4 protein-coding genes are annotated in these 13,719 nt (G+C 76.7%); all 4 read left to right on the top strand.

Annotated features, from left to right (window positions below; all coding sequences use genetic code 11):
* A partial coding sequence (locus AB0F68_RS33115; RefSeq protein ID WP_357345455.1) for a lantibiotic dehydratase occupies positions 1 to 2,410 on the top strand: 2,410 nt, incomplete at its 5' end.
* Positions 2,407 to 4,710, top strand: a complete 2,304-nt coding sequence (locus AB0F68_RS33110) for a lantibiotic dehydratase (RefSeq protein WP_357345453.1) — start codon at positions 2,407 to 2,409, stop codon at positions 4,708 to 4,710. The genes AB0F68_RS33115 and AB0F68_RS33110, both read left to right, overlap by 4 nt.
* On the top strand, positions 4,707 to 8,207 hold the full coding sequence (locus AB0F68_RS33105; protein WP_357345451.1) for an amino acid adenylation domain-containing protein: 3,501 nt from the start codon (positions 4,707 to 4,709) through the stop codon (positions 8,205 to 8,207). Before AB0F68_RS33110 ends, AB0F68_RS33105 begins: the two co-directional genes overlap by 4 nt.
* 47 nt (positions 8,208 to 8,254) lie before the next feature.
* Positions 8,255 to 13,714: an SDR family NAD(P)-dependent oxidoreductase gene (locus tag AB0F68_RS33100; protein ID WP_357345449.1), complete on the top strand. Its 5,460-nt coding sequence runs from the start codon at positions 8,255 to 8,257 to the stop codon at positions 13,712 to 13,714.
* Positions 13,715 to 13,719 lie beyond the last annotated feature (5 nt).

The raw sequence follows: 13,719 nt of genomic DNA, 5'->3' as shown, positions 1-13,719 counted from the left end.
CCCGGGGGGGGGGGCGCGCGGCCCCGCCCCCCCCCGCCCGGGCGCGCCGGCCGCGGCCCCGCCCCCGGTGCGCGCCGCCGGCCGCGGGACCGCCGGCAGCGCGCACCGGGTGCCGCTCGGCGACACCGCGTGGTCGGTGTGGCGCGACGCCATCCTGCGCACCACCGGATTCCCGGCCGACGGCCTGGAACTGTTCACCGCGCCCCGGGCCGCCGCGGCCGCCGACGAGCTGCTCGCCACCGGCACCGGCGAGGACCGGTACGACAAGGAGTTCGACGAGGCGGTCCGCGCCGGCGCCCAGCGGATCGGCGAGCTGGCCGCCGACCCGCTGCTGCGCGAGGCGGTCACCTGGCAGAACCGGGGCGCCCTGGTGGCGCTGGACGGGCTGGCCCGCGCCGGTGCCGACGCGCCCCGCAACGTGCGGCGCCGGGACCGGGAGCGGGCGCTGCTCAAGTACTGGCAGCGCTACTGCGGCAAGAACGAGACGGTCGGCTTCTTCGGCCCGAGCTGCTGGGTGACCGTCGACCCCGACCAGCCGGAGACCGCCCGGATCCGCCCCAGCGCGGGGCTCACCCGCCGGCGCTGGGTCTGGTTCGAGTCCTGGGCGCTGGCCGCGTACGCCGAGCGGATCGGCGCCGACCTGGCCGTCCGCCGGTGGTGGCCGCCGGTGCTGCGTCCCCACCTCGCGGTCCGGGACCGGACCGTGCTGCGCCCCGGCCGGCCGCCGCTGGCGCTGACCCCGGTGGAGGCCGCCCTGCTCGCCGCCGCCGACGGCCACCGTAGCGCCGCCGACCTGGTGGCCGACCCGGCCATCGGGCTGCGCCGCCCCGAGGACGGGTACGCCCTGCTCGACCGGCTGGTGGAGCGGGAACTGATCAGCTGGGACGCGGCCCTGCCGGTCAGCCCGGACGCCGAGCAGGTGCTGCGGGACCGGATCGCGGGGATCGGCGACGAGGCCGCCCGGAGCGCCGCCCAGGCCGGGTTCGACCGGCTGTGCGCCGCCCGCGACGCGGTGGCCGAGGCGGCCGGCGACCCGGTTCGGCTGCGCGAAGCCCTGGACGCCCTCGACGCCACCTTCACCGAGCTGACCGGTGTCCCGGCCGTCCGCCGCGCCGGCCAGATGTACGCCGGCCGGACCATCTGCTACGAGGACAGCGCCCGCGACCTGGACGTGGTCTTCGGCGCGCCGCTGCTGGCCGAGCTGGCCGCCCCGCTGGACGTGCTGCTGCGCGCCGCCAGGTGGATGGCCAACGCCCTGGCCGAGGCGTACGACGAGGTGTTCCGCGGGCTCCACGAGGAGCTGCGCGGCGAGGCCGGCGGCGCTCCGGTGGCCCTGGCGGACCTGTGGTTCCTGGCCCAGGGCCTGTTCTGGGGCGGGGGCGAGCGGCCGGTCGACGCGGTCGCCGCCGACTTCGCCGCCCGCTGGGCCGGGCTGTTCGGGCTGGACGCGCTGCCGCCCGGCACCACCGACGTGCGGCTGCGGGTGGCCGACCTGGCCGACCGGGTCGACGCGGCGTTCCCCGGCGCCCGGCCGACCTGGTCCAACGCCGTGATGCACAGCCCCGACCTGCAGATCTGCGCCGCCGACGCGGCGGCGCTGGCCCGGGGCGAGTACACGGTGGTGCTCGGTGAGCTGCACGCCGCCTGGTCCTCGTTCGACTGCGCGGTCTTCACCCCGTCGCATCCGGAGGTGGAGCGGCTGCGCGCGGCGCTTGCCGAGGACATGGGCGAGCGGCGGGTCCGGCTGCTCTTCCCGAGCGAGTGGCCGCGCCGGACCAGCCGCACCTCCGAGTCGCTGACCGGGCCCACCGACCGGCACCTGGCCTTCCAGGACGCCCCGGGCGCGGACCCGGCCCGGGTGCTGCCCACCGTGGACCTCACCGTCACCGAGGTCGACGGCCGGCTCGTCGCCACCGCCACCGACGGGCAGCGCTGGCCGCTCACCGAGATCTTCGCGGAGCTGTTCAGCGCGCACGCGGTCGACGGCTTCAAGCTGGTGGCCGCCGCGCCCTACACCCCCCGGATCACGCTGGACCGGCTCGTGGTGGCCCGGCAGACCTGGCGGACCACGGTGGGGGAGAGCGGCCTGGCCCTGGCCACCGGTGAGCGGCAGCGCTTCTTGGCCGTCCGGGACTGGCGGCGCCGGCTCGGCCTGCCCGAGCAGGTCTACATCAAGCTCGGCACCGAGACCAAGCCCTGCTTCGTCGATCTGGCCAGTCCGGCCTTCGCCAACATGTTCTGCGCCATGGTCCGGGCCGCCCGGGTCGACGGCGGCGACGGCGCCTCGCTCACGGTCAGCGAGATGCTGCCCACCGCCGATCAGGCGTGGGTGCCCGACGGCGCCGGTCGCCGCTACTTCAGCGAGCTGCGCCTGCACATCGTGGACACCCACGGGGCGGAGAACCGATGAGCCACCTGCTGCCGCTCGGGGAGACCGGCTGGTCGGTCTGGCGGGACGTGGTGCTGCGTACCGCCGGGTTCCCGGCGGACGGGCTCGACCGGTTCGGCGCGCCGGAGGCGGCGGCGGTCGCCGACGCGGTGCTGGCCGGCACGGGCAGCCCGGAACTGCTTGACAAGACGCTGCGCGAGGCGTTCGCCGCGTCCTCCGCCGTGGTCGACGAGATCGCCGCCGACCCGCTGCTGCGCGAGGCGGTCACCTGGCAGAACCCGGACATGCTGATCGCGCTCGACGGCCTGCTGCGCACCGATCCCGAGGTGCGCAATGTGCGCCGGCGCAAGCGCGAACTGAGCCTGCTGCGCTACTGGCAGCGCTACTGCGGCAAGGCGGAGACGATCGGCTTCTTCGGCCCGGTCTGCTGGGGGACCTTCGACCCGGACGAGCCGGGGGTCCGGCTGGCGCCCGGCCCGTCGCTGGTCGACCGCCGGCAGGTGGTCTTCGAGGCGTGGGCGCTGATCGCGTACGCCGATCGGCTGGGTGACGACCTGGCGGTGCGCCGCTGGTGGGCGCCCGCCCTGCAGCCCCACCTGACCGTCGAGGGGCGTCAGCTGCGCTGGCCCCTGCACCCGCCGATCGCGCTGACCCCGACGGAGGCCCGGCTGCTCGCCGCCTGCGACGGGCGGACCCCCGCGGTCGAGCTGGCGGAGCGGATGCGCGCCGACGGCGACGTGCACCAGGTCGACGACGTCTACCTGCTGCTCGACCGGTGGGTCGACCGGGGCCGGCTCAGTTGGGGCGCGAACCTTCCGGTGAGCCCGGACGCCGAGCGGATCCTCGCGGAGCGGATCGGGGCCATCGGCGACCAGGGCGTCCGCGCCCGGGTGGCGGCCGACTTCGACCGGCTCCGCGCGGCCCGGGGCGCGGTCGCGGCCGCCGCCGGCGATCCCGACCGGCTCGGGGCCGCCCTGACCGCGCTGAACACCGAGTTCACCGCCGTCACCGGGCGCCCGGCCACCCGCCACAGCGGCCAGATGTACGTCGGCCGCACCGTCTGCTACGAGGAGACCTCCCGGGACCTGGAGTTCACCGTCGGCTCGGCCGTCCTGGACGCGCTGGCCGCCCCGCTGGCCGTGGTCCTGCGGACCGCGCGGTGGTTCACCACGGAGGTCGGCGCCGGCTGCGCCGAGACCTTCCGGGAGCTGCACGAGGAGCTGGCCGCCGACGGCCCGGTGCGGCTGGCCGACCTCTGGTCGCTGGCCCAGGGGACGCTGGTCGCCCCCGACGGCCCGATCGCCCGCGCCGGTGCCGCGCTAACCGAGCGGTGGGCGGAGCTCTTCGCCCTCCGTGACCTCCCCGCCGACCAGGCGGAGCTGCGGCTGCGCGCGGAGGACCTGGCCGAGCCGGTCCGGCGGCTCTTTCCGGCGACCCGGCCCGGCTGGCCGTCGGCCCGGCTGCACAACCCGGACGTGCAGCTCGCCGCGGCCTCACCCGAGGCGGTCGCGCGCGGCGAGTTCCTGCTCGTCCTCGGCGAGCTGCACCCGGCCGCCATCACCTTCGACAGCGCCGTGTTCAGCCCGTTCCACCCCGACCCGGCGGCGCTGCGGGCGGCGTTCGACACCGACCTCGGCCCCGCCCGGCTGCGGGTGCTCTGGCCGGAGAGCTTTCCCCGGCGGACCACCCGCACCACCTACGCCCTGACCGGACCCGCCGACCGCGAGCTGGGCATCGACACCGCCCACGGCGGCGACGTCGACCGGCTGGTGGCGGCCACCGCGGTCACCGTCGAGCGCGCCGGCGACGAGCTGGTCGCGGTCTTCCCCGGCGACGAGACCTGGCCGCTGATGGAGGTCTTCGCCGGCCTGCTCAACTCGCTGCTGCTAGACGCCTTCAAGCTGCTGGACCCGGCCCCGCACATGCCCCGGATCACCATCGACCGGCTGGTGGTGGCCCGGCGCACCTGGCGCACCACGGCGGGCGCGTGCGGCCTGGCCGGGCACGCCGACGAGACCGCGCGCTACCTGGCGGTGCGCCGGTGGCGGGCCGCCGCCGGCCTGCCCGAGCGGGTGTTCGTCAAGGTCGGCACCGAGATCAAGCCCTGCTACGTCGACCTGACCGGCCCGCTGTACGCGCAGTCGCTCTGCGCCATGGTGGACGCCGCCCACCGGACCGGCCCGGACGTGCCGGTGGTGGTCAGCGAGCTGCTGCCCGCCCCGGCGGAGACCTGGGTGACCGACGCGCAGGGCCGCGGCTACGTCAACGAACTGCGCCTCCAGATCACCGACCCAGCCGAGCACCGGGGAGACCACGGGTGACCGACATCCTGACCGTCAGCGCCGCGTACGGGGCGGACGTGCCCTGGCCGGACGCGACCCTGGCCGACCTGGTCGCCGCGCAGGCCGCCCGCACCCCCGACGCGGTGGCGGTACGCCAGTGGGACAGCCGGCTCACCTACCGGCAGCTCGTCGACCGGGCCGCCGGGCTGGCCGCCGCGCTGCGCGAGCGCGGGATCGGTCCCGGCGACCGGGTCGGCGTCTGCGGCGCGCGTACCCCCGACCTGGTGGTCACCGTGCTCGGCGTGCTGCTGGCCGGCGCCGCCTACGTGCCGCTGGAGCCGGGAGGGCCCCGCGAACGGCTGCGCGAGATCGCCCGCGACGCCGGCGTCCGGGTGGTGGCCGGCGACGCCGCGACCGCCGAGTTCGGCGACGAGCCCGGCGTCGAGGCGGTCGGGCTGCCCGGCCCCGCCGCCGTCCAGCCCTGCCCGGCCCGTCCCGGCGACCCGGCGTACGTGCTGTTCACCTCCGGCTCCACCGGCCGGCCCAAGGGGGTGCTCACCACCCACCGCAACGTCGTCGAGTTCGTCACCGGGGTCGCCGCGCTGACCGGCGCCGACGCCTCGGTACGCAGCCTCGGCATCGCCTCGCTCGGCTTCGACGCGGCCACCATGGACCTGTTCGTGCCGCTGCTGCTCGGCGGCGCCGTGCAGCTGCTCGGCGCCGACGACCGGGCCGACCCGGTCCGGCTGGCCCGGTTCCTCGCCGCGCACGAGGTGACCTGGGGCTTCATCACCCCGACCGTGCTCGCCCTGCTCGACCCTGCGGAGCTGCCCTCCTGGCGGGTGCTGCTCTGCGGCGGTGAGGCCGTCCCGGCCGAGCTGGTCGCCCGCTGGGCCCCCGGCCGGCGCTTCCTGAACGCCTACGGCCCCACCGAGACCACGGTGCTGGCGGTCAGCGGCGACCTCACCGCCGCCGACACCGACCCGGTGCCGATCGGCCGGCCGCTGCCCAACCACCGGGCGTACGTGGTGGACGCCGAGCTGCGCCCGGTGCCGCCGGGGGAGACCGGCGAGCTGCTGATCGGCGGCCCCGGCCTGGCCGACGGCTACCTCAACCGGCCCGGGCTGACCGCCGAGCGCTTCGTCCCCGACCCCTTCGGCGACCGGCCGGGGGAGCGGCTCTACCGCACCGGTGACCTGGTCCGCCAGGCGCCGGACGGCCGGATCGTCTACCTGGGCCGGGCCGACCGGCAGGTCAAGGTGCGTGGGCAGCGGATCGAGCTGGGCGAGGTCGAGGCCGTGCTGGCCGGGCACCCCGGCGTCGACCGGGTCGCCGTGGAGGCGGTGCCCGGACCGGCCGGCACCGAGCTGGTCGCCTTCCTCACCCCCGCCGACGCGCCCGACGACGCGGCGCTGCGCGCGTACGCCGGGGCCCGGCTGACCACCGCGATGCTGCCGGCCCGCACGGTGCGGCTGGCCGCGCTGCCGGTCAGCCCGACCAGCGGCAAGCTGGACCGGCCGGCGCTGCGCGCCCTCGCCACGGCCGCCCCGCAGGTCGCGGAGGAGGTCACCGGCGGTGACCCGGTCGAGACGGCGGTCCGGCGGCTCTGGGCCCGGCTGCTCGGCGCGAACCCCGGCCCGGACAGCGACTTCCTGGCCGCCGGCGGCAACTCCATCGCCGCCATGCGGCTGGTCGCCGCGCTCCGCGCCGAGCTGAACCGGCAGGTCGACACCCGGGTCCTCTTCACCGCCCGGACCTTCGCCGCGCTGGTGGACCGGGTGCGGGCCGCCGCCCCGGCCGACGGCGAGGGACTGACCACCGGCAACCCGCCCACGCTCTCCCCGCCGCAGCGGCGGCTCTGGTTCATGGACCAGCTCGCCCCGTCCAGCGCGCCGTACAACATCGCCGTCGCGCACCGGCTGCGCGGGCCGCTGGACACCGCCGCGCTCGGCGCCGCGCTGCGCGTCGTGGCCGAGCGGCACGACGTGCTGCGCTGGCGGATCCCGCAGACCGGCGGGGTCCCGTACGCGGTCCGGGAGGAGCCGACCGACGTGGCCGTGCCGGTGGTCGACCTGACCGGCGCCGCCGACGCCGAGGCGGAGCTGGCCATCATGCTCGCCGCCGGCGCCGGGCACGCCTTCGACCTGGCCACCGGGCCGCCCTGGCAGGTGACCGTCTACCGGCTCGCCGCCGACACCCACGTGCTCGCCCTGACCGTGCACCACGCGGTCTTCGACGGCTGGTCCGAGGCGCTGCTCTACGACGAGCTGGCCGGCGCGTACGCCCGGGCGCTCGCCGGCGCCCCGTCGGCCCGGCCGCCGCTGCCGGCCGGCTACGCCGACTACGCGGTCTGGCGGGCGGAGCGGGACCGCCGCCGGGGCGCGGCCGACCTGGCCTGGTGGACCGACCACCTGGCCGGCGCGCCGACCGCGCTGGACCTGCCCCGCGACCGGCCCCGCCCGGCGGTGCAGACCTACGCCGGCGTCGAGGCCGCGGTGCGGCTCACCGAGGCGGCCGACCGGGCGGTACGCGAGCTGGCCGCCCGGCGCGGCACCACCGTCGCGGCCGTCCTGCTGGCCGGCTTCGGCGAGCTGCTGCGCCGGCTCACCGGCGGTGACGACCACGTGCTCGGCGCGATCGTGGCCGACCGGCGGCTGGCCGCCTTCGACGAGGTCATCGGCTTCTTCATCGACACCGTGCCGGTGCGGGTGCGCACCGGCGGGGCGACCTTCGCCGGGCTGGTCGACCGGTGCGCCGCCGAGCTGCACGCGGTCACCGAGCACCCCGGGGCGCCCCTGGAACGGATCGTCGAGGCGCTCGGCGTCGGCCGGGACACCTCCCGCGCCCCGCTCGTGCAGGTGCTGTTCAACGTGCTCAACTTCGTCCCGCCTCGGCTCGCGCTGACCGGCCTGGCCGTCGAGCCGGTGCCGGTGCCGAAGCCCGGCTCGCCCTTCGACATCACGGTCTACGTGGTGGAACGCGACGGCCGGGCCGGCGTCGAGGTGGTGCACAACCCGGACCTGTTCGACGCCGACCGGATCGAGGCGCTCCTGGCCGACCTGGCCGCCCTGGTCGGCGCCCTCGCGGCCGACCCGGACGCGCCCACCGACCAGGTCGCCCCCGAGCTGCCGCGGCCGGCGGTACGGGTGCCGGCGCTCGGCGCGATGACCGTGGCCGCCGCCGAGCCGGCCCGGGCCCCGCTGCCCACCGGGCCGGACGCGCTCACCCCGAGCGAGGAGCTGATCGCCGGCATCTGGCGGGAGGTGCTCGGCCGGGACCGGGTCGGGGTCGCCGACAACTTCTTCGACATCGGCGGCCACTCGATGGCCCTCGCCGCCGTGCACGCCCGGCTCACCGAGGCCACCGGCCGCTCCCTCACCATGCTCGACCTGTTCCGCCACCCGACCGTGCGGGCCCTCGCCGCCAGCCTCGACGGCGCCGCCGACCCGCCGGAACTGGCCCGTGCCGCGCTGCGGGCCGCCGCCCGGCGTGGCCGGGCTCGCCGTACCCCACCCCGACGACCGAACCAGCCGTGACGCCGCAACCCCTCCCCGACGCACCGCGTGAGCTAAGGACAACCCGGATGCAGAACGACATTCCCGCCACCGACGACGGCATCGACCCGATCGCGATCGTCGGACTCGCCGCCCGCCTACCCGGCGCGGCCGACGTAGACGAGTTCTGGCGCAACCTGGTCGACGGCGTCGAGTCGGTGACCGAGCTGACCCGCGAGGAGCAGCTCGCCCGCGGCGCCACCCCCGAGGAGGTCGACGACCCCGGCTGGGTGAGCCGGGCCCCGCTGGTCGACGGCTACGACGAGTTCGACGCCGGCCTGTTCGGGATGACCGCCCGCGAGGCCGAGATCACCGACCCGCAGCACCGCCTCTTCCTGGAGACCTGCTACACCGCGCTCCAGGACGCCGGCTACGACCCGGCCCGTTACGACGGCGCGGTCGGCGTCTACGCCGGCACCGGCGGCAACACCTACCTGCACCGCAACGTGCTGCGCAACAAGCGGGTCGGCGGCAGCCCGCACGGCGCGGTCTCCCTGGCCACCGGCAACTCGCCGAACTACGTGGCCACCAACGTCTCCTACCGCCTCGACCTGCGCGGGCCCAGCCTGACCGTGCACACCGCCTGCTCCACCTCGCTGGTGGCGTTCCACCTCGCCTGCGAGGCGCTGCGCAACGGCGAGTGCGACATGGCCCTGGCCGGTGGCGTCAACATCGAGCTGCCGCACGTCGGCTACCTCGGCATGGACGGCTTCACCTCGCCGGACGGCCGGTGCCGCCCCTTCGACGCCGGAGCCAACGGCACGGTGTGGGGCAGCGGCGTCGGGGTCACCCTCCTCAAGCGCCTCTCCGACGCGATCGCCGACGGCGACACCATCCGCGCCGTGGTGCTCGGCAACGCGATCAACAACGACGGCGCCGGCAAGGTCGGCTTCACCGCCCCCAGCATCGACGGGCAGATGGAGGCGGTCGCCCAGGCGGTCGGCCTGGCCGGCATCGACCCGCGCACCATCAGCTACGTCGAGGCGCACGGCACCGGCACCGCGCTCGGGGACCCGATCGAGATCGCCGCCCTCGCCGCGGTGTACACGAAGGACACCGACGACCGGGGCTGGTGCGGCATCGGCTCGGTGAAGTCCAACATCGGCCACCTCAGCCAGCCCTCCGGCATCGTCAGCGTGATCAAGACGGTGCTCGCCATGGAACACGGCCTGATCCCGCCGACCATCAACTACGAGACCCCGAACCCGGCCATCGACTTCGCCGACACCCCGTTCTACGTGGCGAACACGCTGACCAAGTGGGACACCGACGGCGGGCCGCGGCGCGCCGGGGTCAGCTCGTTCGGCATCGGCGGCACCAACGCGCACGTGGTGCTGGAGGAGGCACCGGCCGCGTACCGGACCGAGCGGCGGGTCCGCCCGGCGCACCTGCTCCAGGTCTCGGCGAAGACCCCGACCGCGCTGGACACCGCGGTGAAGCGGCTCGCCGACCACCTGGAGCACGGTCTCGCGGGAGGTCCCGAGCTGCTCGCCGACGTCGCGCACACCCTGCGGGTCGGCCGCCAGCAGTACGCGCACCGCGCCGCCGTGGTCGCCAGCGATACCCAGACGGCGCTTGCCGCCCTCCGCGATCCGCGGCGCGGACACCGCGGTCTGACCGACCGTCCAGCACCAAACGTAGGCTTCCTGTTCAGCGGCCAGGGGTCGCAGTACGCCGGCATGGGCGCCGAGCTCTACGCCGAGGACCCGGCCTTCGCCGCCACCGTGGACGAGTGCGCCGAGCTGCTCCGTCCCGAGCTGGGCCTGGACATCCGGGACCTGATCCTCGGCCGCGACCCGGAGGCGGGGGAGAAACTCACCCAGACCTGCTACACCCAGCCCGCCCTGTTCACCGTCGAGTACGCCCTCGCCACCGCCTGGCAGCGGGCCGGGGTCGCACCGGCCGCGATGATCGGCCACTCCATCGGCGAGTACGTCGCGGCCACCGTGGCCGGCGTGCTCACTCTTCCCGACGCACTGAGGGTCGTGGCCGCCCGCGGTCGGCTCATGCACTCGCTGCCGGCCGGCTCGATGCTCGCCGTGACGCTGGACGAGTCGACGATCGCCGACCGGCTGCCCGCCGGGCTGTCGGTGGCCACCGTCAACGGCCCGGGCACCTGCGTGGTGGCCGGCGAGACCGCGCTGGTCGAGGAGTTCGCCGCGAGCCTGGGCGGCAAGAACAAGTCCAAGCTGCTGCGCACCTCGCACGCCTTCCACTCGCCGATGATGGACTCGATCCTCGACGAGTTCACCGCGCTGATGGCCAGCGTGCCGCTGCGCCCGCCGGCCGTGCCGTTCCTGTCCAACGTGACCGGCACCTGGATCACCGAGGCGCAGGCCACCGACCCGGCGTACTGGGCGGCGCACCTGCGCCGGCCGGTCCGCTTCGGCGACTGCGTGGCCACGCTGCTTGCCGAGGGCACCTGGGCGCTGGTGGAGTGCGGCCCCGGCCGGCAGCTCGCCAACCTGGCCCGGATGCAGGTCGCCAAGGCCGCCGAGGCGCAGCGGAAGCTGACCCCGCTGGGCAGCCTGCCCGGGCCGGGCGAGCCGACCGGCGACCTGGCCACTCTGCTCGGCACCGCCGGGGCGCTCTGGTGCGCCGGGGTGCCGGTGACCCTGGCCGTCGACCCCGGCGCCCGGCGGGTGCCGCTGCCCACCTACCCCTTCGAGCGGCGCCGCTACTGGGTCGACCCGGACCCGGTGGACCAGGCGGCGACCCCGGTCGAGACCGGGCCCCGGCCGCTGCCCGAGTGGTTCGCCGTGCCGGTGTGGCGGCAGGCCGCCCCGGCGGGTTCCGTCGTCCCGCTGGGCCGGTGCCTGGTGCTGGCCGACGGCCCGCGCGGCGAGGCGCTCGTCGCGGCCCTGCGCGCCGCCGGCGACAACCCGGTCGAGGTACGCGCCGGCGACGCCTTCGCCGCCACCGCCACCGGCTTCCGGCTGCGCCCCGGTGTCCGCGAGGACCACGAGGCGCTGGTCGCCGCGCTCGGCGTCGACCTGCCCCGCCGGATCGTGCACGCCTACGCCCTCGACGGCGAGCCGGCCGGCACCGACATCGCCGCCGCCTGGGCCGCCCAGGACCGGGGCTTCTTCAGCGCGCTGCACCTGGTGCAGGCGCTCGCCGGCGCCGGGCTGACCGCCGACGAGGCGGGGATCCACCTCGACCTGGTCACCGCCGGCATCGGCGACGTGCGCGGCGACGACCTGGTCAGGCCCGAGCACGCCACCCTGGCCGGCCTGGCCCGGGTGCTGCCGGTGGAGCTGCCCGGGCTCACCGTCCGCCTGGTCGACGCGGACACCGCCGCGCGCGGGGTCGCCGCGCTCGCCGCCGAGCTGCGCGGCCCGGTCGACCCCGAGCACCCGGAGGTGGCGCTGCGCCGCGACCGGCGCTGGGTGGCCGGCTACGAGCAGATCACCGTCGACGCCGAGGATTCCCCGGGCGTGCTGCGCGAGGCGGGCCGCTACCTGATCACCGGCGGTCTCGGCGGCATCGGCGTCACCCTGGCCGAGGACTTCGCCCGCCGGGCCCGGGCCAAGCTGGTGCTGCTGGCCCGCTCCGGCCTGCCCGAGCGGGACCGGTGGGACGAGCACCTGGCGGTGCACGGCGGCGCCGACCGGGCCGGCCGGGCCATCGCGGCGATCCGCCGGATGGAGGCGGCCGGGGCCGAGGTGCTGGTGCTCGCCGCCGACGTCACCGACCCCGACGACCTGCGCCGGGTACGCGAGGCGGCGGTCTCCCGGTTCGGCGGGCTGGACGGCATCGTGCACGCCGCCGGCCTGCCCGGCGGCGGCATGGCCGAGATCAAGGAGCGGGCCGAGGCGGAGCGGGTGCTCGCCCCGAAGCTCGCCGGCACGCTCGCCCTGGCCCAGGTCTTCGGCGACCTGCCGCTGGACTTCGTGGCGCTCTGCTCCTCGATCACCGCGGTGATCGGCGGCTTCGGCCAGGTCGACTACTGCGCGGCGAACACCTTCCTGGACGCCTGGGCGCGCTCCGGCGCCGGCTTCCGCGCCCCCGTCGTGTCGCAGAACTGGGGCGGCTGGGCCGAGGTCGGCATGGCCGTGGAGACCAACGCGCCGGCCGCCTTCCGGGCCGCCGGCCGGGACACCGTCACTGGCCCGGTGGACCACCCGGTGCTCACCACGAAGGTGGCCGGTCCGGACGGCACCGTGCTGCACGGCCTGGTCTCCGCCGCCACCCACTGGCTGCTCGACGAGCACCGCATCGGCGGGGTGCCGGTGGTGCCGGGCACCGCCCACCTGGAGTCGGTGCGGGCCGCGGTGACCGCCGCGCTGCCCGCGCCGGGGCCGGACGCCGCCGTGGAACTGCGCGACGTGGTCTTCCTGGAGCCGTTCTCGGTGCCGGACGGCATGGTCGCCCAGTACCGGGTGGAGCTGACGCCCGCCGAGGACGGGGTCGACTTCACCGTGGCCAGCCTGGCTGCCGGCCAGCTCCGCACCCACGTACGCGGCGCCGCCGGCTGGACCACCGAGCCCGCCCCACCGGCCGGCACGCCCGCCGTCGCCGGGCGCCGGGTCGACGACGACGCCTCGTTCGGCCGGGGCCGCACCAGCATGCTCACCTTCGGCCCCCGCTGGGCCGCGCTGGCCGAGCACCACCTGGCCGAGGGGGAGGAGCTGGCCCGGGTCGAGGCGCCCGCCGCCGCGCTGGGCGACCTGCCCTCCTGGGGGCTGCACCCGGCGCTGCTGGACGTGGCCACCGCGTTCGGCCGCGGCCAGGGCTCCGGCACCTACCTGCCGCTGTCGTACGGCCGGATCGTGGTGCGCGGGGCGCTGCCGGCCACCTTCCACAGTCACCTGCGGCACCGGCCCGGCGCCACCGACGAGGTGGTGGCGGCCGACCTGTCGCTGCGCGACCCCGAGGGCCGGGAACTGGTCGCGATCAGCGACTTCGTGCTGCGCAAGGTGGACCAGGGCGCGGTCACCGGCGGCCTCACCGACGCCCCGGCCGGCGCCGGGGCCGCGCCGGCCCCGGTCACCGAGGACATCCGGCCGGTGGACGGGGCCGAGGCGTTCCGCCGCAGCCTCACCGCCGGCCTGGGCGCGCAGGTGGTCATCACCACCCGCACCGTCGCCGACATCCGGCGGAGCTCGGCCCGGGTTACCACGGACAGCCTGGAAGCGGAGACCGACGCCCCGGCCACCGCGACGGGCGGCGCCGGCGGCGGCTCGGCCGCGCCCTCGACCGAGCTGGAGAAGACCATCGCCCAGGTCTGGCGGGACGGCCTCGGTGCGCCCGAGGTCGGCGTGGACGACGACTTCTTCGCCCTCGGCGGCAACTCGCTGGTCGCGGTGCAGCTGATCGCCGCGATGCGCAAGGCCACCGGGGTGCGGCTGCCCATGCGCAGCCTCTTCGAGACCCCCACGGTCGCCGGGCTCGCCGCCCGCATCGAGGAGCTGCGGGCCAGCCAGCCCGCTGACGAACCGGCCGCGCCGGCGGCGATCCCGGCCATCCCGCGGCTGCCCCGCGCCTGACCTTC

The sequence above is a fragment of the Micromonospora sp. NPDC023966 genome (assembly GCF_040639095.1).
Lineage (GTDB): Bacteria > Actinomycetota > Actinomycetes > Mycobacteriales > Micromonosporaceae > Micromonospora.
Note: the sequence above shows the minus strand (reverse complement) of the source record. Positions and strands in the feature narration are given on the sequence as shown.